The sequence below is a fragment of the Mesorhizobium sp. 2RAF45 genome (assembly GCF_052115225.1).
Lineage (GTDB): Bacteria > Pseudomonadota > Alphaproteobacteria > Rhizobiales > Rhizobiaceae > Mesorhizobium > Mesorhizobium jarvisii.
Window position 1 is genome coordinate 207,885 of sequence record NZ_JBFRGG010000005.1, and the last position, 21,872, is coordinate 229,756.

At 63.6% G+C, this 21,872-nt stretch carries 27 protein-coding genes and 2 pseudogenes; 14 read left to right on the plus strand and 15 right to left on the minus strand.

What is annotated here, in order from left to right:
- Window positions 1-333 precede the first annotated feature (333 nt).
- From AB4Z43_RS16685 to AB4Z43_RS16705, 5 genes and pseudogenes are all read right to left on the minus strand, one after another.
- Window positions 334-1,075: pseudogene (locus AB4Z43_RS16685) on the minus strand (SDR family oxidoreductase).
- 17 nt (window positions 1,076-1,092) lie between these two features.
- Window positions 1,093-2,082, minus strand: coding sequence for an aldo/keto reductase (locus AB4Z43_RS16690; RefSeq protein WP_019859639.1), 990 nt, complete (start codon window positions 2,080-2,082; stop codon window positions 1,093-1,095).
- A gap of 1 nt (window position 2,083) precedes the next feature.
- Window positions 2,084-2,458, minus strand: a complete 375-nt coding sequence (locus tag AB4Z43_RS16695; protein ID WP_441938458.1) for a DUF2255 family protein — start codon at window positions 2,456-2,458, stop codon at window positions 2,084-2,086.
- Window positions 2,459-2,462: 4 nt separating this feature from the next.
- Window positions 2,463-2,801: a carboxymuconolactone decarboxylase family protein gene (locus AB4Z43_RS16700; protein WP_038648415.1), complete on the minus strand. Its 339-nt coding sequence runs from the start codon at window positions 2,799-2,801 to the stop codon at window positions 2,463-2,465.
- Window positions 2,802-2,853: 52 nt separating this feature from the next.
- Window positions 2,854-3,249 carry a (R)-mandelonitrile lyase gene (locus tag AB4Z43_RS16705; protein ID WP_064985906.1) on the minus strand — a complete coding sequence of 132 codons (396 nt, stop codon included), beginning with the start codon at window positions 3,247-3,249 and terminating at the stop codon, window positions 2,854-2,856.
- Window positions 3,250-3,401: 152 nt separating this feature from the next.
- Here AB4Z43_RS16705 and AB4Z43_RS16710 point away from each other — a divergent pair, with 152 nt between their 5' ends.
- The 4 genes from AB4Z43_RS16710 (at window position 3,402) to AB4Z43_RS16725 (ending at window position 6,471) form a co-directional block, all read left to right on the plus strand.
- Window positions 3,402-4,295: a LysR family transcriptional regulator gene (locus AB4Z43_RS16710; protein WP_019859645.1), complete on the plus strand. Its 894-nt coding sequence runs from the start codon at window positions 3,402-3,404 to the stop codon at window positions 4,293-4,295.
- A gap of 74 nt (window positions 4,296-4,369) precedes the next feature.
- Entirely contained in the window at window positions 4,370-4,747 is a 378-nt protein-coding gene (locus tag AB4Z43_RS16715) for an ester cyclase (RefSeq protein ID WP_441938461.1), read from the plus strand.
- Between the two features lie 240 nt (window positions 4,748-4,987).
- Window positions 4,988-6,049, plus strand: a complete 1,062-nt coding sequence (locus AB4Z43_RS16720) for a YeiH family protein (protein WP_441938463.1) — start codon at window positions 4,988-4,990, stop codon at window positions 6,047-6,049.
- Between the two features lie 170 nt (window positions 6,050-6,219).
- On the plus strand, window positions 6,220-6,471 hold the full coding sequence (locus tag AB4Z43_RS16725) for a DUF1858 domain-containing protein (RefSeq protein ID WP_202362059.1): 252 nt from the start codon (window positions 6,220-6,222) through the stop codon (window positions 6,469-6,471).
- Here AB4Z43_RS16725 and AB4Z43_RS16730 read toward each other — a convergent pair.
- The gene (locus AB4Z43_RS16730) at window positions 6,422-7,117 is read right to left on the minus strand and encodes a Crp/Fnr family transcriptional regulator (protein WP_441938465.1); all 696 of its coding nucleotides are present in this window, start codon (window positions 7,115-7,117) and stop codon (window positions 6,422-6,424) included. The genes AB4Z43_RS16725 and AB4Z43_RS16730 overlap by 50 nt on opposite strands.
- Before the next feature lie 153 nt (window positions 7,118-7,270).
- On the opposite strand from AB4Z43_RS16730, the gene AB4Z43_RS16735 reads away from it, so the two are divergent.
- The 4 genes from AB4Z43_RS16735 to AB4Z43_RS16750 all read left to right on the plus strand — a co-directional run bounded on the left by AB4Z43_RS16735 (window position 7,271) and on the right by AB4Z43_RS16750 (window position 10,509).
- Window positions 7,271-7,711, plus strand: a complete 441-nt coding sequence (locus tag AB4Z43_RS16735) for a pseudoazurin (RefSeq protein ID WP_038648435.1) — start codon at window positions 7,271-7,273, stop codon at window positions 7,709-7,711.
- 291 nt (window positions 7,712-8,002) lie between these two features.
- Entirely contained in the window at window positions 8,003-9,106 is a 1,104-nt protein-coding gene (gene nirK, locus AB4Z43_RS16740) for a copper-containing nitrite reductase (protein WP_038648438.1), read from the plus strand.
- Between the two features lie 73 nt (window positions 9,107-9,179).
- Window positions 9,180-10,049 carry an SUMF1/EgtB/PvdO family nonheme iron enzyme gene (locus AB4Z43_RS16745; RefSeq protein ID WP_441938468.1) on the plus strand — a complete coding sequence of 290 codons (870 nt, stop codon included), beginning with the start codon at window positions 9,180-9,182 and terminating at the stop codon, window positions 10,047-10,049.
- A 25-nt stretch (window positions 10,050-10,074) separates the two neighbouring features.
- A complete protein-coding gene (locus AB4Z43_RS16750; RefSeq protein ID WP_019859655.1) occupies window positions 10,075-10,509 on the plus strand; it encodes a group III truncated hemoglobin in 435 nt (144 codons plus the stop codon).
- Between the two features lie 27 nt (window positions 10,510-10,536).
- Here the strand turns inward: AB4Z43_RS16750 and AB4Z43_RS16755 are convergent, their stop codons facing one another.
- The 5 genes from AB4Z43_RS16755 to AB4Z43_RS16775 all read right to left on the minus strand — a co-directional run bounded on the left by AB4Z43_RS16755 (window position 10,537) and on the right by AB4Z43_RS16775 (window position 14,118).
- Window positions 10,537-11,034 carry a GAF domain-containing protein gene (locus AB4Z43_RS16755; protein WP_019859657.1) on the minus strand — a complete coding sequence of 166 codons (498 nt, stop codon included), beginning with the start codon at window positions 11,032-11,034 and terminating at the stop codon, window positions 10,537-10,539.
- Between the two features lie 176 nt (window positions 11,035-11,210).
- Window positions 11,211-11,519: a GYD domain-containing protein gene (locus AB4Z43_RS16760; RefSeq protein WP_245314250.1), complete on the minus strand. Its 309-nt coding sequence runs from the start codon at window positions 11,517-11,519 to the stop codon at window positions 11,211-11,213.
- Between the two features lie 295 nt (window positions 11,520-11,814).
- Window positions 11,815-11,973 carry a hypothetical protein gene (locus AB4Z43_RS16765; protein WP_019859659.1) on the minus strand — a complete coding sequence of 53 codons (159 nt, stop codon included), beginning with the start codon at window positions 11,971-11,973 and terminating at the stop codon, window positions 11,815-11,817.
- A 140-nt stretch (window positions 11,974-12,113) separates the two neighbouring features.
- Entirely contained in the window at window positions 12,114-13,742 is a 1,629-nt protein-coding gene (gene groL / locus AB4Z43_RS16770; RefSeq protein ID WP_038648449.1) for a chaperonin GroEL, read from the minus strand.
- A gap of 61 nt (window positions 13,743-13,803) precedes the next feature.
- Window positions 13,804-14,118, minus strand: a complete 315-nt coding sequence (locus tag AB4Z43_RS16775) for a co-chaperone GroES (protein WP_019859661.1) — start codon at window positions 14,116-14,118, stop codon at window positions 13,804-13,806.
- A gap of 245 nt (window positions 14,119-14,363) precedes the next feature.
- On the opposite strand from AB4Z43_RS16775, the gene AB4Z43_RS16780 reads away from it, so the two are divergent.
- Together AB4Z43_RS16780 and AB4Z43_RS16785 are read left to right on the plus strand one after the other, a co-directional pair.
- Entirely contained in the window at window positions 14,364-14,618 is a 255-nt protein-coding gene (locus tag AB4Z43_RS16780) for a hypothetical protein (protein WP_010910765.1), read from the plus strand.
- Window positions 14,615-14,881 (plus strand): DUF1488 domain-containing protein, encoded by a 267-nt coding sequence (locus AB4Z43_RS16785; protein WP_019859662.1) that lies wholly within the window; start codon window positions 14,615-14,617, stop codon window positions 14,879-14,881. Before AB4Z43_RS16780 ends, AB4Z43_RS16785 begins: the two co-directional genes overlap by 4 nt.
- Here AB4Z43_RS16785 and AB4Z43_RS16790 read toward each other — a convergent pair.
- From AB4Z43_RS16790 to AB4Z43_RS16805, 4 genes and pseudogenes are all read right to left on the minus strand, one after another.
- Window positions 14,882-15,107: pseudogene (locus tag AB4Z43_RS16790) on the minus strand (DUF6500 family protein).
- A 60-nt stretch (window positions 15,108-15,167) separates the two neighbouring features.
- Window positions 15,168-15,359, minus strand: a complete 192-nt coding sequence (locus AB4Z43_RS16795) for a hypothetical protein (protein ID WP_019859663.1) — start codon at window positions 15,357-15,359, stop codon at window positions 15,168-15,170.
- A 5-nt stretch (window positions 15,360-15,364) separates the two neighbouring features.
- Window positions 15,365-15,571, minus strand: coding sequence for a hypothetical protein (locus AB4Z43_RS16800; RefSeq protein WP_236952322.1), 207 nt, complete (start codon window positions 15,569-15,571; stop codon window positions 15,365-15,367).
- Between the two features lie 589 nt (window positions 15,572-16,160).
- Window positions 16,161-17,234, minus strand: a complete 1,074-nt coding sequence (locus AB4Z43_RS16805) for a diguanylate cyclase domain-containing protein (RefSeq protein WP_441938473.1) — start codon at window positions 17,232-17,234, stop codon at window positions 16,161-16,163.
- Window positions 17,235-17,517: 283 nt separating this feature from the next.
- On the opposite strand from AB4Z43_RS16805, the gene AB4Z43_RS16810 reads away from it, so the two are divergent.
- From AB4Z43_RS16810 to AB4Z43_RS16825, 4 genes are all read left to right on the plus strand, one after another.
- A complete protein-coding gene (locus tag AB4Z43_RS16810; RefSeq protein WP_038648461.1) occupies window positions 17,518-18,561 on the plus strand; it encodes a LacI family DNA-binding transcriptional regulator in 1,044 nt (347 codons plus the stop codon).
- A 65-nt stretch (window positions 18,562-18,626) separates the two neighbouring features.
- Window positions 18,627-19,874, plus strand: coding sequence for an ABC transporter substrate-binding protein (locus AB4Z43_RS16815; RefSeq protein WP_027047123.1), 1,248 nt, complete (start codon window positions 18,627-18,629; stop codon window positions 19,872-19,874).
- Between the two features lie 196 nt (window positions 19,875-20,070).
- Complete coding sequence (locus tag AB4Z43_RS16820; protein ID WP_064985921.1) at window positions 20,071-21,000, plus strand: carbohydrate ABC transporter permease; 930 nt, start codon at window positions 20,071-20,073, stop codon at window positions 20,998-21,000.
- On the plus strand, window positions 21,000-21,857 hold the full coding sequence (locus AB4Z43_RS16825) for a carbohydrate ABC transporter permease (RefSeq protein WP_019859670.1): 858 nt from the start codon (window positions 21,000-21,002) through the stop codon (window positions 21,855-21,857). Before AB4Z43_RS16820 ends, AB4Z43_RS16825 begins: the two co-directional genes overlap by 1 nt.
- The last annotated feature ends 15 nt before the right edge of the window (window positions 21,858-21,872 follow it).

Here is a 21,872-nt window from a genome sequence, read left to right on the forward strand (position 1 = left end):
GGCGCGAGGGCGAACATGACGCTAAGCTGGAGCATGAGGCGCGGCGCGTCAAGATTTCGGGATTGGCCCAAGCCCGCGACTTCGTCATCCACCGGCGGAGCGAGGGGCGGCAGCGGCGTCGGGAGACCCGAGGATCCATGCCGCGACCTTGCTGACAGGCTCAGCGGAGCAGGATTCCGAACCGTAGTGGCGCGTTGGAGTCCCGGCATGGATCCTCGGGTCTGCGCCGCGTCGCTTCGCTCCTTGCTCCGCCCGTGGATGACGAAGTGTTGGTGCTTCAGCCAATCGCCAAAGGCGTGATGCGAACGAACGTCAGACGTCCCCGTCGCGCGCCTAATACTCCTGCGCCGTCGGCCTGAACAGGATCTCGTTGATGTCGACCTCGTCGGGCTGGCTCATGGCGAACACCACCGTCCTGGCGAAGGAATCGGCGGGGATGGCCACCCGGTCGTAGAGCGCGCGCACGCCCTGGGCGACATCGGGCTCGGTGACGCTGTCGGGCAGTTCCGTCGCCACGGCGCCGGGCGAGATGATGGTGGTGCGGATGTTGTAGGGTTTCACTTCCTGCCGCAGCCCTTCCGAGATGATGCGCACCGCGTGCTTGGTGGCGGCATAGACCGCGCCGCCCGGCCCGACCTTGTGGCCGGCGACCGACGATACGTTGATGATGTGGCCGCTCTTCTGCGTCTTCATGTGCGGCAGCGCCGCGGCGATGCCGTAGAGCACGCCCTTGATGTTGACATCGATCATCCGGTCCCAATCCTCGACCTTGCCACGTTCCAGCGGCGAATGCGGCATCAGTCCGGCATTGTTGATAATCACGGCGACGCGGCCATGCGTCTTGACTGCATGGTCGACGAGCCGCCGGACCTGGCCGACATCGGTGACGTCGGTCTGCATGATGGCGTCCTTGCCCAGCGAAAGCTCGGCGGCCAGCGCCTCGAGCCGGTCGAGGCGGCGCGCGCCCAGCACCAGCTTCGCGCCCTCCTTGGCCAGCAGCCGCGCGGCGGCTTAACCCAGCCCGCTTGCTGGCGCCGGTGATGACGACGACCTTGTTCTTGATGTTGTCTGTCATGGGATTTTCCTTCCGCCTCAGCGATCGATCCTGGCCGCCTGTTGCGGCGAATAGCGCTCGCCTTGCACGGCAATCGCCGAGACCGCGTTTTCGATGTCGGCAAGATCCTCCGCCGTCAGCGCGACGGCCGCCGATCCGATGTTCTCCTCGAGGCGATTGAGCTTCGTCGTGCCGGGGATCGGGACGATCCAGGGTTTTTGCGCCAGCAGCCAGGCGAGCGCGACCTGCGCCGGGGTCACCTTCTTCTGCGCAGCAATCGCGACGATCGCGTCGACCAGCGCCTGGTTGGCTTTGCGCGCCTCCTCCGCGAAGCGCGGCACGGTGTTGCGGAAGTCGCTGCTGTCGAACCTTGTATCGGCATTGATGGCGCCGGTGAGGAAACCCTTGCCCAGCGGGCTGAAGGGCACGAAGCCGATGCCCAGTTCTTCGAGCACTGGCACGATCGCCTCCTCGGGTTCGCGCCACCACAGCGAATATTCGCTTTGCAGCGCGGCGACCGGCTGCACCGCATGGGCGCGGCGGATGGTGCGCACGCCCGCTTCGGAGAGGCCGAAATGCTTGACCTTGCCTTGGCCGATCAAGTCCTTCACCGTCCCCGCCACCTCCTCGATCGGCACGACCGGATCGACGCGGTGCTGGTAGAGAAGATCGATGCGGTCGGTCCTCAGCCGCTTGAGCGAGGCCTCGACGACGTCGCGAATATGCTGCGGCCGGCTGTCCATGCCCTCATGTCCGGCCGTGCCGGCGATGTCGATGCCGAATTTGGTGGCGATCACCACCTGGTCGCGGATCGGCCGCAGCGCCTCGCCGACCACCTCTTCATTCTTGAACGGCCCATAGACCTCCGCTGTGTCGAAGAAGGTGATGCCGCGCTCGAACGCGGAGCGGATCAGGCGAACGGCATCCGGCGTCTCCATCGGCTGCCCGTAGGAATGGCTCATGCCCATGCAGCCGAGGCCGATGGCCGAGACTTCGAGACCGTTCTTTCCAAGTGTGCGCTTTTGCATTTCAATTCTCCTTCGGTGTGATCCGCACTGTGGCGGCGCGGGCGCGCGCCGCGATCATCGGTGCGAGATAAGGGCTGGCTGCGTATTTCGCCCGGTAGGCGTCGTCGATGCGGGCGTTGACGGTTCCCTCGACTGCTTCGAAGGCAACGTCCCTGGTCAGGCCGGCGGCAGTGATGCGTCCGGCCTTCTGCCTGATCGCGGCCAGATACCAGCGCGACTGCTGACCGTTGTAGCCGCGCACATAAAGCGCGCCGTCGGCAACGACCGACCAGATCCAGGTCGGCGTGCCCAGGGTCACGCCGTCATCGCGCAAAGGCGAAATATGCAGATCGTCGGTTGCCGCGATCCTCTCGAGTTCGTCCTTCGACCAAGGCATTTTCCTATTCCTTTTTCTCGGCATCCGCCTGCTCGAAAACCTTGCGGGCAACGCCGATCGCCGTGCTGGCAACCGGCCATCCGGCGTAAAAGGCGAGATGTGTGATGGTTTCGATGAGTTCGTCGCGGGTGACGCCATTGTCGAGCGCCCGCTTCATGTGGAAAGGCATCTCGTTGACCCGGTAGTTCGAGATCAGGCTGCTGACGGTGACGAGGCTGCGGTCGCGCGGCGAAAGGCCGGGCCGTTTCCAGACATCTCCGAACAACACATCGTCGGTGTATTTGCCGAGCGCGGGCGCGATATCGGAGAACGGGTTCCTGTGCGGCACTGGTTTATCGATCATTTTGGTTTCCTTCGTTGCGGTATCGGTTCGAGCGCAAAGCGCTGATGCCTGCTCAAACCGCGTATTGCTCGTCGGTGACATGCTCCATCCAGTCGACGACCTTGCCGTCGAGGGCCTCAGCGATGGCAATGTGGGTCATCGCCGTGGTCGGTGCCGCGCCATGCCAGTGCTTTTCGCCGGGCGCGAACCAGACGATGTCGCCGGGGCGGATAGGCTCGACCGGGCCGCCCTCACGTTGAACCAGGCCGGCGCCCGACAGGACGATCAGCGTCTGGCCAAGCGGATGCGTGTGCCAGGCGGTGCGCGCGCCGGGTTCGAAAGTCACGGTGGCGCCGCCGACGCGGGCCGGCTCGCTGCCCTTGAATGGTGCGTCGATGCGCACCGTGCCGGTGAAGTAGTCGGCTGGACCTTTCTCGGAAGGCTGCGAGCCGCTTCGCTTGATGTCCATGGTTTCTCCTTCTAGACGCCGGACAGCACGCTGCCCCAGGCCTTCAGGGCCGCCAATTCCGACAGCCCGATTGTAATGGCCTCTATTTAGCGCCTGCGATTGATCTGGATTAGATGCTATATCCGGCATGTACTTATGAGGAGGACTCATCAATGCCGCGAGACAATCTGAACGAGCTGACCGCCTTCCTCGCCGTCGCGCGGGAAAAAAGCTTCACCCGGGCGGCGGCACAGCTCGGCGTCTCGCAATCGGCGCTCAGCCACACGGTGCGCGCGTTGGAGGAGCGGCTGGGCGTGCGGCTGCTGACCCGCACCACGCGCAGCGTGGCGCCCACCGAGGCCGGCGAGCGACTGGTGCGCTCCGTCGGGCCAAGGCTCGACGAGATCGAGGCCGAGCTCGCCGCGCTGAGCGCCCTGCGCGAAAAGCCCGCCGGCACCATCCGCATCACCGCCGGCGAGCACGCCGCCGAGGCGGTGCTGTGGCCGGCGATCGCGCGGCTTTTGCCGGACTATCCCGACATCAAGGTCGAGATCATCGTCGACTACGGCCTGACCGACATCGTCGCCGAGCGCTATGACGCCGGCGTGCGGCTTGGCGAACAGGTGGCGCACGACATGATCCCGGTGCGCATCGGCCCGGACATGCGCATGGCGGTGGTCGGATCGCCCGCCTATTTCGCCCGACAGCCGAAGCCGCGCACGCCGCAGGAGCTCACCACCCACAACTGCATCAACCTGCGCCTGCCGACCTATGGCGGGCTCTATGCCTGGGAATTCGAAAAGGCCGGGCGCGAACTGAAAGTACGCGTCGAGGGCCAGCTGATCTTCAACACGGCGAGGCTACGCATGAACGCGGTGCTGGCCGGTCTCGGCCTTGCCTATCTGCCCGAGGACCAGCTGCGCGCGCATCTGGCCGACGGCCGGCTGGTGCGGGTGCTGGCAGACTGGTGCCCACCCTTCCCCGGCTACCACCTCTATTACCCCAGCCGTCGCCAGGCGACGCCGGCCTTCTCGCTGCTGGTCGATGCGCTGCGCTATCGCGGCTAGAACGTCTGGACTGCGCACGCAGCCGTTCTATCTTCTTGCCGGAACGCGATTGAAGAAACCCCGGAGCCGTCGCCGTGACCGAGACTGATCTCTACCGAGGCTATATCGACTGCCTCAACAACCAGGATTGGCAAAGGCTGCATCGCTTCGTCCATGACGAGGTCCACTACAATGGCGACCGTGTCGGCCTATCGGGTTACCGCGCCATGCTGGAGCGGGATTTTCGCGAAATCCCGGACCTCTATTTCGACGTCCAACTGCTGGTCTCCGACCCGCCCTACATCGCCAGCCGCCTGCAGTTCAACTGCACGCCGAAGGGAACCTTCTTCGGCCTGCCCATCAACGGCAAAAAGGTCTCGTTCAGCGACAATGTGTTCTATGAATTTTTGAACGACCGGATCAGGAACGTCTGGTCGGTCATCGACAAGGCGGCGATCGAGGCGCAGCTCTGACGCGGCCAGTTCCCTTCTCCCCGTTGTACGGGGAGCTGAGGACTGATCCGCACAGCGGACAAAAGCCAATTGCTTGGCTTTTCGAGAGACGAACGGCAGGCAGGCGGATGAGGGGCAGCGCCAACGCTGGTCAATGATTGATGATCGTTCGTAAAAATCGATCATTCTGACCATAACAATTCGTTGGAAAGATCGTTTCAGGAATGGCATTCCTCCGGTATACCTGCCTGGAGCATTGCATTGTCTTCCGCCACCCACATCGCGAACGATATTCCGAAAAGCCTGATATCGGCAGACCTGGCCGCAAGCCGCAAGCGGCTCGATTCGGTGTGGAACGGCATTATCCCCGGCATTGTGCTGGTGGCGATGATCACGGCCGTGGCCTTCTCGGCGCACAATGTCTCCGGCTTCGCTTTGTTCAGCCCGATGATCCTGGCCGTCGTCGCCGGCATGGTCTATTCCAACGTGCTCGGCACGCCGGTGCACGCCAAGGCCGGCATCGCCTTCTCGCAAAAGCGCCTGCTGCGCTTCGCTATCGTGCTGCTCGGCTTCCAGCTGACGCTCGGCCAGGTCGTCTCGATCGGCGCCGGCGGCGTCGGCATCGTGGCGGCGACGCTTGGCGCCACCTTCCTCTTCACCGTCACGCTCGGCCGGCTGATCGGCGTCGACCGCAAGCTGGCGCAGTTGATTGCCGCCGGCACCTCGATCTGCGGCGCCTCCGCCATCGTCGCCACCAACATCGTCACCGATGCGCGCGACGAGGACGTCACCTACGCCGTTGCCTCGATCACGCTGTTCGGCACCGTCGCCATGCTCGGCTTCCCGCTGCTGGCGCCACTGCTCGGCCTCGACCAGCACGCTTTCGGCCTATGGGCCGGCGCCTCAATCCACGAGGTGGCGCAGGTCATCGGCGCCGGCTTCCAGAACGGCACCCAGTCCGGCGAGATCGCCACGGTCGCCAAGCTGACCCGCGTCGCCATGCTGGCGCCGATGGTCATCGCGCTCGGCCTGATGGCGCGGCGCGGCAGCCGCGACCAATCGGCGGCACGGCCGCCCATGCCCTGGTTCGTTGCTGCCTTCATCGCCGTCGTGGCGTTGAACAGCCTGGTCACCATACCGGCGGAAGTAAAATCAGCGATGGCGCTCGCCACCACCATCATGCTGACCATGGGGCTTGCCGCCATGGGCCTGCAGGCCGACATTTCGCAGCTGCGCTCGCGCGGCCTGCGTCCGCTGGCGCTCGCCTTCTGCGCCTTCCTGTTCATCGGCGGATTCAGCCTGATGCTGGTGAAGTTCGCTTAGCTCGGCAAGCTTTCCACGAGGTTCGCATACCGGCGTTCGCAGAGACGTCGGCTGTTTGCCTGGCCGCATCTCATTCCATTTTCCGACACGCTCCTTCCTTGCGCCAGCACAACGACCGGCCAAACGCCTCTGCTACGGTCGAAGTGGGGAGAACCACGAAGGAGACGCCCATGCGGATCGATCCGAACATGTCCATGGACGACGTCATGAGACGATGGCCGGCAAGCATCGCCGTGCTGATCCGGCACGGCATGCACTGCGTGGGCTGCCACATCGCCCCGTTCCATTCGATCGCCGAGGCCTGCCGGGATCATCGAATTGACGAAGCCGATTTCCTGAAAGGCCTTGAACGCGCCATCGCCGGCGGGCCGGTCAGCCGTCCCGATGCTCCGCCAGCATCACCAGGCGATGCGCGTCGGTGATGGTGACACGCTGGCGGCCGCTGACGATGATTCCGCGTTCCTCCCAGGCGCTCAGCAGCCGGCTCACCGTATGCAAGGTCGTCCCCGTCATCTCGGCGATGTCCTGGCGAGAGATCGGGAAGTCGATCTCGATGCCGGCATCGGTCTTGCGCCCCGTCTGCTTCACCAGCCGCAGCAGCGCGCTGGCAACGCGTTGCTCGACCTGCTCGGTGGCCAGTTCCATGACGCGCGCCTGCGTGTCCTGCAGCCTCGCGCCGACCGTCTTGAACGTTCCCGCGGCAAGAACGGGAAACCGGGATGACAGATCCGGCCACACGGCATTCGGCCAGACCAGAACCACGCAGTCGACCGCGGCGATCGCGGTTGCCGGATAGGTCAGCCGGCCGAGTGCGGCGGCAACGCCGAATATCTCGCCTTCACTGATGTAGCGGGCGATCACCTGGCGCCCGTCGGGCGTGGTCCGCACGACGCGAATATGTCCCGCCAAGAGCACGTAGAACGAACGCGCCTCGGCCTCCTGCTCGAAAATTGCAGTTTCCTTGGCAAAGCGCACGGACCGGGCATCCCGCAGAATGCCGTCCAGCTCCGCGGGCCCCAGGCCCTCGAACAGCGAAAGCCTCGCGATGATCGACCGGTCAAGCGGCAACCCCAAACCCTCGCTGCCCACGGCTCCAGATGACGCCGGCACCCAGTCTATATTTCGTGCGCCAGTTTGCGCCAGCGCAAATCGCCTGTCCGTGCGGTCGGCTAGAAGGCTGCAACGGTTTGAGCCGTGATGCACCCAAGAAAGGACTTACCCATGAAATTCCACCTGATCGCCGCGGCCGCCGCCCTGCTTGCGCTTGCCGGCGTTGCAAACGCCGAAGAGCACGTCGTGCAACTGCTGACCAAGGGAGACAAGGGGTCCATGGTCTTCCAGCCTGATTTCATCAAGGCGGCTCCCGGCGACACGATCAAGTTCGTGCCTGGCGACAAGACCCACAATGTCGAAACCATCAAGGGAATGGCCCCCGACGGCGCCCAGGAAATCAAAAGCAAGATGGGTGAAACCACCACTGTCACCATGACGCAGGAAGGCGTCTACGGCGTCAAGTGCAGCCCGCATTACGGGATGGGCATGGTGGCTCTGATCGTGGTCGGCAAGCCCGTGAACCTCGACGCGGCGCAGGCGGTCAAGCAGGTCGGCAAGGCCAAGACCGTGTTCCCCACGCTGTTTGCCCAGGTGACGAAGGCGAACTGATCGAGGCCGAATGCCGGGCGGACAGACAGGCTTTGTCCGCGCTCGACATCGGAATTGCAAAGTCCTGTGGGAGTGGCGGCTTCGGCGCCGTCACTCCCACGCGACGTTTTGGCGCCCGGCGCCGTGCGGGCATTTCCATTCACCGGCAGTTGCCGGTCTCCCGAACAGGCATCGCTCCCCCGGCAGAACCAGATCAAGACAAATGAATCTCAAGTTTGCGCCAGCGCAAAGAAGTCCTCGTGGAAAGGCTTATTCTCCAAGCATCGAACGGTTCAAAAAAAGGAGCGGGAAATGCTTACGAGACGCGAAGCCCTGTTAGGGTCTGTTCTTGCGGCTGCGGCCGTCGCGACGGTCGGCTCGATGCCGGCTATGGCCAGCGCCAAGGAAGTCGCTGGCTTGCCGCGGGAAAAGGTGACATTGGTCGCGCCGCCTTTCGTCCATGCCCACGACCAGGTGGCCAAAAGCGGTCCCAAGGTCGTCGAATTCACGATGACCATAGAAGAGAAGCCGATGGTGATCGACGCCGACGGCACCCAGCTCAACGCCATGACCTACAATGGCTCGATCCCGGGACCTCTGATGGTCGTGCATGAGGGTGACTATGTCGAACTCACGCTGATCAACCCCGACACCAATACGCTTGCCCACAACATCGACTTCCATGCCGCCACCGGAGGGCTTGGCGGCGGTGCGCTGACCCTGGTCAATCCCGGCGAGCAGACGACGCTTCGCTTCAAGGCGACGCGCTCGGGGACCTTCGTCTACCACTGCGCGCCCGGCGGTCCGATGATCCCCTGGCATGTCGTTTCGGGCATGAACGGAGCGATCATGATCCTGCCGCGCGACGGGCTCAAGGACGACAAGGGCAAGCCGGTCCGCTATGACCACATCTATTATATCGGCGAAAGCGACTTCTACATTCCCCGCGACGAGCAGGGTAAATTCAAGAAGTATGACTCGGCCGGCGACAATTACGACGACACGGTGAAGGTCATGCGTGGCTTGATCCCCACCCACGTCGTGTTCAACGGCAAGGCAGGATCGCTGACCGGCGAGAACGCCATGAAGGCCAAGGTCGGCGAGACTGTCCTGATCGTCCATTCGCAGGCCAATCGCGACACACGTCCGCACCTGATTGGTGGACATGGCGACCATGTATGGGAACAGGGCAAGTTCGCGAACCCGCCGGCAAAGGACCTCGAAACCTGGTTCATTCGCGGGGGTTCGGCCGGCGCTGCCCTTTACACATTCCTGCAGCCGGGCGTCTACGCCTACGTCAACCACAATCTGATCGAGGCGGTGGAACTCGGCGCGACCGCGCATTTCACGGTCGACGGAAGCTGGGACGACGACCTGATGATGCAGGTCGAAGCCCCAAGGGCGATTGCGTCCTAGCTGCCGCCTCGCGTCCTAAGGTAGACGCGGCCTTGCGACATTCCTGCAGGGCCGCGAACGCGGGAAAACTGCCATGCCCCTCAACCCCATCCTGGCTCTCGGAGGTCTGGCTTGCGCGCTGTTCACGCTGGGCGCGACAGGCGCCATCGGCTGGCTCCCTGTGCCGGATCGGGAGTTCCTGGCGCGCTCCGAACTCGTCACCCTCGCGCCCGGATCGTTCGCCCATCCGCTGCCCGGGGAATTCCTCAGGCAGAACCACCCCGTCAGTGCTCCCGTGGTGCGGGCAACGGTGGCAGAGCCCTTCGAGATCATGAAATACCAGGTAAGCGCTTCGGACTACCGGCGCTGCGTCATGGCCGGCGCCTGCAAGCCGGCCGATGGCCGCGGCAGCGGCAATGTTCCGGTTACGGGCGTGAGCCATATCGATGCCGAGGCCTATGCGGACTGGCTCTCGGCCGAGACCGGATCGGCATGGCGCCTGCCGACGGACGTGGAATGGGCCTATGCGGCGGGCGAACGCTTTCGCGGCGACATCGAGGGTGGCGAGACCGACCCCAACAACCCGGCGCAGCGCTGGCTCGTCCAATATCGCACCGAGGCTTCACTCGGGCGGCAACCGGACCCGCAGCCGAGGATCAGGGGCGGATTTGGACCCAACTCCAAGGGGGTGGCCGACATTGCCGGCAACGTCTGGGAGTGGACTTCGACCTGTTACGTCCATACGACGGAAGCCGCCGACGGCGCCGGCATAGCAAGCTCGATCGACAATTGCGGCGTTCATGTCGTGGAAGGTTTCCATCGCACCTATATGTCGAACTTCATCAGGGACGGGAAAAGCGGCGGTTGCGCCGTCGGCACGCCGCCCGACAACCTGGGATTCCGCCTCGTGCGCGACCGGCTCAACCTCGTGCAAGCCGCCATCCGCTGGCTTCAGCTTTCCTGATCACGACAACAACAGGACTTCTGCAATGACATTGAAATCGTCGCTGGCGGATCATGCGCGTCCGGCCCCGGAAAAGCCGTTGCATCATGCAGGCGTCGATCGCGCTGCGATCGGCCGGCTCGTTCGCGAATTCTATGCGCGACTGCGCAAGAACGAACGTCTCGGACCGATCTTCGCGCGCGAGATCCCCGGCGACTGGGAACCGCATCTCGAGAAGATGACGGACTTCTGGTGCTCGGTCATCCTCAAGACGGGCGACTATCATGGCCGCCCGGTCCCGGCGCACCTGAAGCTCGGGGACGTGACAGAGGCCGATTTCGACATCTGGCTGGCCATGTTCAGCCAGACGGCGGCCGAACTCTTTGGGCCGGAAATCGCCGCGGTGTTCGTCGACCGGGCCGAACGGATCGCGACGAGCCTGAAGCTGGCGATGTTCTTCCGCCTAGGGGATCGTGCCTAGACAGCCGGCCCGGAAAAAAATGGGCGCTCAATCCTCGAACGAACTCGCGGCCGCATAGATCGCGGCCAGCGTTTCGATGCCGGCCTGGTCGGCCTTGTCGAAGCGGCCGGGCAGCGGGCTGTCGAGATCGAGCACGCCAAACACGCCTTCATCGTCCTCGAGCAGCACGACCAGTTCCGAACGTGAATCGGCATCACAGGCGATGTGGCCGGGAAAATCATGCACGTCCTTGATCAGCATCGAGGTGCCGAGTTCGACCGCGGCTCCGCACACGCCCTTGCCGACCGCGATGCGCACGCAGGCCGGCTTGCCCTGGAACGGTCCCAGCACCAGCTCCTCGTCCGAGGCCAGGAAATAGAAGCCGGCCCAGTTGAGGTCCGGCACCATCTGGAAGATCAGCGCCGCGGTGTTGGCGGCATTGGCGATCGAGTCGCTCTCGCCGTCGAGCAGCGCTTTCAACTGAGCGGCGAGGTCGCGATAGAACGCGGCCTTGTCCGAGGTGTCGATGGCCTTGGCGGCGAACATGGCTTGTCTCCGAACTGGGAATCGCGGTTCCGTTTCCGCAAGCTCTCTGCACCAAACGACCACTCGACGATACTAGCTTGAATTCCAGTCGCCGCGAAAGTCGCAAGAAGATGCGCTGTCGGACAAGCGGCAGCACGGCATCGAACCGTGCTGCCTTGATCAGGAAGGCAAGTCCATCAGCCGGCGGGTTTGTAAGCGCCGGCAGCCTTTTTGGCGGCCGCGAGCACTGCCTTCATGTCGAGTTCTTCCAGTACAACCATCTCGGTCAGCGAGCCGCTCGCTCGCACCGCAAGGGACATGCCAATCCCCGCTGATTGGTCCGGCACCTCGCCATTGACAACCACGTCATAGATGCCGCGCGTGAACATCACGCTGCTCACCTTGCCGCCAACACTTTCGAAAAGCGCCTTGACCGCAGCCTGCCTGTCGGAGCCTTGCATCAATCCTTTGGCGGCATGAGGCGCATAGTTTGCCAAGATAGTCACTTTCATGGGTATTTCCTCCAAATGTCATTGTCTCGTGCGGCTCCATAATTCGAGCGGCACGGAGTGATTTATTTTTCGGAACAATTGCAGGCGCCCAGGGACGCGTTGGCGGCCAAGGGCCTACTGCCAGATGAATATGCGCTTAAGCTAATATAATGACAATACCGGACGCGCCGATACTGCCGACAGGAAGGTGTCTGGCTGGACCACGCTCGGCCAACGGCATCGAGCTCGCGCCGTTGACGCGCGATGTGTGGTGCTGAGGTTGAACGGCCAGTAGCGGCGCGGTGCAACCTTACATCGGGCGCTTGGGTTCGCCCTTTTGTGGCGTTGCCGTGTCGGAATCCGATTTCTTGTGCTTGTCGGCGGCAATCCTGCGGATGCGGTCGAAGCGGCTTTCCTCGGTGGTTTCGGTCGTGACGACCGTCTGTGGCTTCTGCGCGAACACGATCATGGATCGATCTCCTGGGCTAGAGGCCTGTGCGCCGGGAGAGATCCCCCGGCGATCGTGTCCGGCTGCAAAAACCGGCGTGGATTCAGCTCAGACCTGGAAGACGGCTTCGATGAAGCCGCCCCCGCAGGCAGGCCGAGTTCTTAGTAACCGCCCATGCCGCCGCCGCCACCGGCAGGCGCGGCATCTTTCGCCGGAACGTCGGTGATCATGGCTTCGGCGGTGATCAGCAGAGCCGCGATCGAGCCGGCGTCCTGCAGTGCGGTGCGCACCACTTTCGCCGGATCGACGATGCCGGCCTTGATCATGTCGACATAGGTCTCGTTCTGGGCGTCGAAGCCCTGATTGTGGTCCTTGCTGTCGGCGAGCTTGCCGACGACGATCGAGCCCTCGACGCCGGAATTCTCGGCGATCTGGCGGATCGGCGCTTCCAGCGCCCTGAGCACGATCGAAATGCCGGCGGTGACATCGGCATTGGCGCCGTTGAGGCCCGACAGCGCCGACCGGGCGCGCAGCAGAGCGACGCCGCCGCCGGGCACGATACCTTCCTCGACCGCCGCGCGCGTCGCGTTCAGCGCGTCGTCGATGCGGTCCTTCTTTTCCTTCACTTCCGACTCGGTGACGCCGCCGACGCGGATGACGGCAACCCCGCCCGACAGCTTGGCCAGCCGCTCCTGCAGCTTCTCCTTGTCGTAGTCGGAGGTCGTCTCCTCGATCTGGCCCTTGATCTGGGCGACGCGCGCCTGGATGGTCGCCTTGGTGCCGGCGCCGTCGATGATCGTGGTGGTATCCTTCTCGATCAGCACGCGCTTGGCGCGGCCGAGCATCTCGATGGTGACGTTTTCGAGTTTGATGCCGAGATCCTCGGAGATCATCTGGCCTGAAGTCAGCACCGCAATGTCTTCCAGCATCGCCTTGCGGCGATCGCCAAAGCCCGGCGCCTTGACGGCCGCGACCTTGAGGCCGCCGCGCAGTTTGTTGACGACCAGCGTGGCAAGCGCCTCGCCCTCGACGTCCTCGGAGATGATCAGCAGCGGCCTGCCGCTCTGCACCACCGCTTCGAGGATCGGCAGCATCGCCTGCAGATTGCCGAGCTTCTTCTCGTGAAGGAGCACATAAGGCTCTTCCAGCTCGACACGCATCTTGTCGGCATTGGTGACGAAATACGGGCTGAGATAGCCACGGTCGAACTGCATGCCCTCGACGACGTCGAGCTCGGTTTCGGCGGTCTTGGCTTCCTCGACGGTGATGACGCCGTCATTGCCGACCTTGTCCATCGCCTTGGCGATCATCTCGCCGACGGTTGCGTCGCCATTGGCGGCGATGGTGCCGACCTGCGCGATCTCGGCCGACGACTTGACCTTCTTGGCTTTCGCCTTGATCTCGACGACAACTGCGGCGACCGCCTGGTCGATGCCGCGCTTCAAGTCCATCGGGTTCATGCCGGCGGCAACCAGCTTGGCGCCTTCGCGCAGGATCGAGGCGGCCAGCACGGTCGCGGTGGTGGTGCCGTCACCGGCGAGGTCGTTGGTCTTCGAGGCCACCTCGCGCACCATCTGCGCGCCCATGTTCTCGAACTTGTCGGCAAGCTCGATTTCCTTGGCGACAGTGACGCCGTCCTTGGTGATGCGTGGCGCGCCATAGGCCTTGTCGATGATGACGTTGCGGCCCTTGGGGCCGAGCGTGACCTTCACCGCATTGGTGAGGATCTCGACGCCGCGCAGCATGCGGTCACGCGCGTCGGTGGCGAATTTGATTTCCTTGGCAGACATTTTTTCAATCCCGTTCGAATTTGGAGTGGACGAACCCCGCGCGGAAGGCGCGGCGCACCAGTCAGGCGGCCTTCTTGGCTTCGACGCTCTTCTCGATGACGCCCATAATGTCGGCTTCCTTCATGATCAGAAGGTCCTCGCCATCGATCTTGACCTCGGTGCCCGACCATTTGCCGAACAGGATCAGGTCGCCGGCCTTGACGTCGAGCGGCACAAGCGCGCCGTTTTCGTCGCGTGCACCGGGTCCGACGGCGATGACTTCGCCTTCCTGCGGCTTTTCCTTGGCATTGTCGGGAATGATGATGCCGCCCTTGGATTTGGTATCGCCTTCGGCGCGCCGGATGACGACGCGGTCGTGGAGTGGCCGAAACTTCATGAAATCTTCTTTCTGGGGCCGGCTTAGGCGGCCGCTTCCCCCATATAGGCGCTTTGGCACTCGATAGATAGGAGTGCCAAAAATTATTCGCGGACCCGATAAATATTGAAAAGTATTATTTCGCCTTGCCGTTTCGTGATATCCGAAGGCTGTCAAATAATTCAAAAAATTGAATTTTGCCGGTCGAGTGCCTATTTATCGGACAAGTTCATTTTCACGATTCCAGCACCAAGGAGATTTATGCGATGGCCGACGGCAACCAGACGATCATGGAAAAAGCTGAAGCCCGCTTCGTCGACAAGCAGAAGAAGACGGCGGAGCGCAACAAGGCAACCGCCGAGTACATGTCCGAGGCGAAGGCCAGGGAGATCAAGACCGCAAAGCTCAGGACATTGCGCCTGGCCAAGGAAGAGGCAGACCGCGTCGCCGAAGCCCTGAACCCGACGCCGAAGAAGAAGCGGGCGACCAAGAAGGCCGCCGCAACGGAGGCAAAAACATGAGCCTGACCTTCCCCAACCGCAGCCGAAGCTATGACGAAGCCGGCAAGCGCATCCGCTTCGTCGGCCATGACGGGATGTTCCAGATTTCCTTCTCGGTCGCCGCCGATGCGATGACCAAGATCCAGCCGCGAACCAGCGCCGATGAAGCGGGCTACCTCGCAACGTTCGACACCGAGAGCAGCGTCATTCGCGATGTTGCGTCGAAGGCCTACGGCCGCACGCGCAAGAGCATGTATGTGCTGACATCAGACGACTTCGGCTGATCAGCCGAGGTCCATGTCCTCGATCATCGTCCGTATCTTCGCGGCTTTTTCGAAATGGTCGAGGCGGTGGGGTCCTGATCCACCATTCCGCTGCTTCCATCAGCAGCTCGGGATCGTCATTCCTGTTGGCGAAAAACGCGTAGAACGACACGCCCACGGCAGGCCCTTTCTCGGAAATCTTGCGGTCGCAGACCTCCAGTATCTTTTGCCTCAGGCTCGCTCTCACGGGAATCCTCTTGGTTTTGGTGTTGCGGGCCTTGGTCCTGTGGGCCGGCGGCCGGAACGTTCAACCCTTGCGCTCCGCCCTCTCCCGACGCCTGATGTCGCCGACATTCATCTGCACGACCATGTCCTCGGCCTCGCGCGGGCTCATGCCAACCATCACCTTTTGCCTGATCACGGCTGGCTGGCCGGTGAACACATCGACGATGGCCCAGCTCTGGGGCAGATCCATGCGCAGCGCGTAGCGGTTTGCCATGATCCTCAGCCCTGCAACATGAAAAACACCGTACCCAGGACCAGAATCGTCCACGCGATCACCGACAGCTTCAGCGCCATGCCGCCATGCGCGGCCACAACCTCCCGCAAGCGCGGCACGATGCCTACCGAGGCGGCTGGCGCCGCCACGACGGCGACGGATGGCTTGACGCCGAGTTTTCCAAAGACCGGCAGCGATGGCGGTTCACGCACGAAAATGACCTCGAATGTCGGGGAAGATCGGAGCGAGCAGGCTCGCGCTCCTGCCATAGCACTCTTTTCGTGAGCGACCTGCATGCCAAATGCAGATGGGTGGTTTTAACGTCGGCCCTACATCTTCGTGGCCATGATCGTCGGATGCGACAATGGCCGCAACCGCGCAAATCGGCCGCGACAAGAGGTCGGGCACCAGGGTCTCGGCGATAAGATTTTTGGAGGCCTCGCCTCGGGATCGAACCGAGGCTTCAGAGATTTGCCGTCTCCAGCGTAGCCGCTCCGCCACGAGGCCATTGCAACCGACCTAACGGGGAAATGCTTGCGGAAACGTTAAGTCCCACGGCTGTTCTGTCGGCACTTTGCAAAATGTCGCCTGGCGTCGCTCTTCGGCAGACTCTGTGGCCCGAAATCCCGAAGGTGCGAGCGGTGCCACTGGGAGGTGAGTATCCAGGTTGCGCGGACAATAAATGACCGACACGCAGTGTGCCGTCAGGCGATTCAGAGCTTCAAATCACAGCCCTATCTCTTTGTTCGCAAACAATTCCAAGGGGAAGCCATCCAGGCCTTCCCTGAAAAACTCAGGCCTTTACGCCGCAGCGCTGCGGCCTTTCCCGCCGGCCTCGGTCTTGAAGATGCGGAACGTGTTGCGCCCTGCCGCCTTTGCGGCGTAGAGCGCGGTGTCGGCCTGCGCGAACAGGTCGCAAGGCGCGCCTTGCCCGGCAAATGCAATGCCGACCGAGGCGCCCAGCCGCAGCGACTGGCCGCGGATCGCGACCGGCTTGCCCATGCTCTCGACGATCTCGCGCGCCACGCCGGAGACGGCAGCCCGGTCGAGATGCGAGCCAAGCAGCACCGCGAACTCGTCGCCGCCGACGCGCGCCACCAGATCTGCCTCGCCGCAGCCTTCGGCGAGGCGCTCGGCCGCCGCCTTCAGGCACTCGTCGCCGACGACATGGCCGAACGTGTCGTTGACCGCCTTGAAGCCGTCGAGATCGATCAGCAGCAGCGCGCCCAGTGGACGGCTGGCATCCACCTGCGCCAGCCGCGCCTGGAAGCGGGCGCGGTTGGCAAGCCCGGTCATGGCGTCGAATTCGGCGAGATAGCGCATCCGGTCCGACTGGATCTTTTCCTCGGTGATGTCCTGCTTCATGCCGAAGATGCGCACCGGCACGCCTTCCTCGCACTCCACGGTCGCGGTGATGCGGATCCATCGGCTGTGGCCGGCGAAGGTGGTGATCTCGGCGTCGAGGGTGAAGCCGCTGCGCTCGGCGATCGCGCGGCTGCGCAAACTGTCCAGCGCCTTGCGCGACTCCGCAGGATAGCACTTGATGATCTCCGAGCGGTCGAGTGCCGTGCCGCGAGGCAGATCGAACAGGTCGTAGACCACATCGGTCCAGTGCAATTGTTCACCGGGCAGGCTGCATTCCCACACGCCGATGCGCGCGGCGACCGAGGCGCGGTCGAAGATCTTGCGGCTGTGCGCCAGCGCAACCTCCTGGCCGGCGATCAGCGCCGCCTGCGCGGCGAGTTCGGCGTTGAGCTTGGAGATGTCGGCATCGCGGCGACGCTCGGCCCGACGCGCATCCTGCCCACCCTCCCCGTTTCGTGCCGAAGCGACGGGCCGCGCCGGACCTTTGGGATTGTAGGGTGTGTCGGACATTGCGGGGCTCTGCTGTCTTGGCGGACAGCCACCATGGCGCAGGAGCGATTAACACTTAGCTGACACTTCCGGAGCGGCAGCGGAATCTCCGGCGAAAATCCGTCGATGCCAAGCTTGCGGTGAAGCGATCGCCGACGTCAACTTTCCCCTTGAACGATCCCCCGATCTGGCTTAGCCTCGACATGAGAAAAGGTTTTTCCAAACAGTTTCGATCGGGCTCGGCCATTGGCCGGGCCTTGTTCCGGCCTGTAAGAGAAAACCTTTTCCCAACTAAGGATCCTCGATGGTATCGGACGATCAGCCTGTTCCGGTTTTCCCCAAGCCCGTCACCTTGCGTGACGTGGCGGCGCGGGCCGGCGTCAGCGTTGCCACCGCATCGAAGGCACTCAACGACCAGGGGCGCATGACCGCCGAGACGCGCGAGCGCATCCGCGAGACGGCGCGCAGCCTGGGCTTCCGCCCCAACAGCCTGGCGCAGAGCCTGCTCAGGCGTCGCTCCTTCACCGTCGGCCTGCTCACCAACGATACTTATGGCCGGTTCTCGCTGCCGCTGATGTCGGGCATTTCGGACGCGCTCGTCGACAATGGCGTCTCGGTTTTCCTGTGCAATGTCGAGGAGGACCCGCGGCTGGGCCAGCTGCATGTCGAGGCCATGCTCGACAAGCGCGTCGACGGCATCATCGCCACGGGAAAACGCATCGACCGCCATCTGCCCGTCGATCTCGCCAATCTGCGCATCCCGGTGATCTATGCCTTCACCCAGCCCGATCCCGACGCCGTCGCCTTCGTCTCGGACGACGCCGGCGGCGCGCGGCTGGCGGTCGAACATTTCTACCGGCTCGGCCGCAGGCGCATCGCCCATGTCAGCGGACCGGCGAGCTTTGCCGTGGTGCACGCCCGCGCCCAGGCCTATCGCGACGTGCTCGCCGAAAACGGGCTGCCGGTCACCGATCCGCTGCTCGGCGCCTGGTCGGAAGCCTGGGGACATGAAGCGGTGGCGCAATTGTTCGACGGCAAAAGCGAACGGCCGGACGCCGTCTTTTGCGGCAACGACCAGATCGCGCGCGGTGTCATCGATGCCTTGCGCGAGCGCGGCCTCGACGTTCCCGGCGATGTCGGCGTCATCGGTTTCGACAATTGGGAGATCGTCGCCGAAGCGACGCGCCCGCCGCTGACCTCGGTCGACATGAACCTGGTCGCCCTCGGGCGCGAGGCCGGGCTGACCCTGCTTTCCCTGGTCGGCGGTCAGCCCGCCGCGCCGGGCATTCGAAAACTGCCGTGCCGGCTGGTGGTGCGTCAGTCCTGCGGCCGCTCACCGGACGGCTGAAAACGAAAGCGCCGCGTGACCGGCGCCAAGCCGCGCACAGCGGCCAACCCTTGGAGGAGGAAAACATGAGGAACCTGATTGCCAAACTGGCCCTGGCCACTGCCGTTCTCGGCAGCGGTCTCGGCACCGCCGCCGCCGACACCGCCAACATATGGGTGCGGGCCGACGGCTCGAATTTCATGCCGCGCATCGTCGACGCCTACAACAAGGCGCATAAGGACCAGATCAAGCTCGACATCATCCCCAATGCCGAGATCATCCCGAAATATGGCGCGGCCGCCGCCGGCGGCACGGCGCCCGACGCGCTGTCGCTCGACCTCATCTACACCCCCTCCTTCGCCGCCGCCGGCCAGCTGGAGGACATCACCGACTGGGCCAAGTCCCTGCCCTATTTCGCCAGCCTGTCGCCGGCGCATGTCAAGACCGGCACCTACAAGGACCACATTTACGGCCTGCCCTTCTCGGCCGACGCCTCGGTGCTGATCTGGAACAAGAAGCTGTTCAAGCAGGCCGGCCTTGACCCTGAAAAAGGCCCCACCAACTGGGCCGAGATCGCCGCCGACGCCGAGAAGGTCAATGCGCTCGGCGGCAACATCAAGGGCTTCTACTTCTCCGGCAATTGCGGCGGCTGCAACATCTTCACCTTCACGCCGCTGATCTGGGCATCTGGTGGCGACATCCTGAGCGCGGACGGCTCCAAGGCGACGCTGGACAGCCCGCAATTGCGCGGCGCCATCGATCTCTACCGCTCGATGGTCAAGAAGGATCTGGTGCCGGCAGGCGCGCAGACCGACACCGGCGCGAACTTCTTTGCCGCCTTCGCCGCCGGCAATATCGGCATCTCGCCCTCCGGCGCCTTCGCCATCGGTGCGCTCAACACCCAGTATCCCAATGTCGATTACGGCGTCACCTTCCTGCCGGGCAAGGATGGCGGCTGGTCGTCCTTCGCCGGCGGCGACAATTTCGTCGTCACCAAGGGCACCAAGAAGCTCGCCGTGGTGAAGGAATTCCTGGATTTCGCCTATTCGCTGGAAGGCCAGACCATCCTCGCCAAATATGGCAGCCTGCCGGTGCGCGGCGACATCGCCAAGGATGCGCTGAAGGATCTCGATCCGCGCTACCAGATCGCCGCCGAGGCCATGGCCAAGGGCAAGACGCCTTATTCGGTGGTGTTCAACGATCTGATCAACTCCGCCAACGGCCCGTGGACGCAGATGATCAACGAGGTCTTCTTCGGCGACGATGTCGATGGCGCCATCGCCAACGCGCAGGAGACCATGCAGTCGATCATCGACCAGGCGCCGCAGAAGTAGCGGCCGCCTGCCGGCCGCCCGCCTTTCTCCCTGGGCGGGTGGCCGGCAATTCCTTACCCTCCCCCTTGTGGGGAGGGTCGCTGCGAAGCAGCGGGGTGGGGGTCAGCGCCAGTCCCGCACCCGGACCTGCGGTCCGACCTCCCCACAAGGGGGAGGTAGGGCGTCCAATTGGATCCGACGTAAGAACAGGCAAAGCATGACCACCATCGCCGCAAGCACCGCCGCCCCGCCCCGCGCCCGAAAACTCGTCGGCGCCGGACGCCGGCAATGGATCGGCCTCATCTATGTCGCGCCGGCCGTGGCGCTGGTCATGGTGTTCTTCGTCATCCCGCTCGGCATGACGGCGTGGATGTCGCTGCACAACTGGCCGCTGATGGGCGAGCATGCCTTCATCGGCCTCGACAATTACTGGGCGATTCTGCGCGACACCAGGTTCTGGAATGCCCTGAAATTCACCGGCTACTACACGGTGATCGTCACCATCGCGATCTTCGCCGTCGCCTTTCCCCTAGCGATCTTCATCGAAAAGCCGCGGCCGCTAACCAACCTCTACCGCACGTTCTTCTTCATGCCGGCGGTGGTTGGTTTCGCTTCGGCGAGCCTGCTCTGGTCATGGCTGCTCAACGTCGATTCCGGCCTGTTCAGCCCGGCCGCCTACGACCTCGGCCTGATCGACAGGAAGTTCAACCTGCTCGCCACCTTCCAGCCGGCCTTCTGGTCGATCATCGCCATGGTGGTGTGGAAAGTCGCCGGCTTCACCATGATCATCCTGATGACCGGCCTGCAATCGATCCCGCAGGACCTGCAGGAGGCCGCCGTGATCGACGGCGCCGGGCCGTTTGCGCGGTTCCGGGCGATCACGCTGCCGCTGATGCGCCGCACGCTGGCGCTGGCGCTGATCCTGTCGGTCGCGGGCTCGATCCTTGCCTTCGACCAGTTCTACATCATCCTGCGCGGCGGGCCGCGCAACCAGACGCTGACGGCGGTCTACTGGATCTTCAACCAGTCCTTCGTGTCGTTCAAGCTGGGCTATGGCGCGGCACTCTCCATGGTGCTGCTGGTCATCCTGGTGGCGCTCAGCCTCATCCAGCTGTGGCTGCTGCGCAAGCCCGAGGGGCTCGACTGATGGCTCAGGCGATTTCAGCCCGGGGCAAGTTTGCCGCCCGCCTCGCCAGGCACTCCACCGGCATCATCGCCTCGGTGTTGTTCGTCGCGCCGATCGTGTGGACGGCGCTGTCGGCCTTCAAGCCGGCGGCCGAGGCGCGCATGCCGCCGCTGCCGCCATGGCCGACCACGGGCTTCTCGCTGGAAAACTATGCCACGCTCAACTCCTTCGGCGACGGGCTCTGGGCCTCGGCGCAAAACAGCATCTATGTCTCGGTGATGACCGTCCTTTTGTCGGTCATCGTCAGCGTGCTGGCCGGCTACGGCTTTTCGCGCTTCCGCTTTCCGTTCAAGGACCTGTTCTTCGTCCTCATCCTGTCGACGATCATGATCCCGTTCCAGTCGATCCTGACGCCGATCTTCCTGGTGCTGACCAAGCTTGGCCTGCACAACACGCTGACCGGCCTGGTCGGCGTCTATGTGACACTGCAATTGCCGTTTTCGATCTTCATGATGCGCAACGCCTTCGACGCCGTGCCGCGCGAAATCGAGGAGGCTGCGCGCATGGACGGCGCCGGCAACGCCACCATGCTTTTGAAGGTGATGCTGCCGCTGGTCTGGCCGGGCGTCGTCACCATCGCGCTGTTCGCCTTCCTCGGCGCCTGGAACGAGTTCCTCGCCGCGCTGGTGCTGATGACCGACCAGTCCAAATTCACGCTGCCGGTGATGATGACGGCACTGCAGTCGGGCCGCTTCGGCGCCATCGACTGGGGCGCCGTGCAGGCGGGCGTCACCGTGATGATGGTGCCGTGCCTCATCCTGTTCCTTGCTTTGCAGCGCTTCTACATCCGCGGCCTGATGGCCGGGGCCGTTAAATAGACAGACTGAATGGAG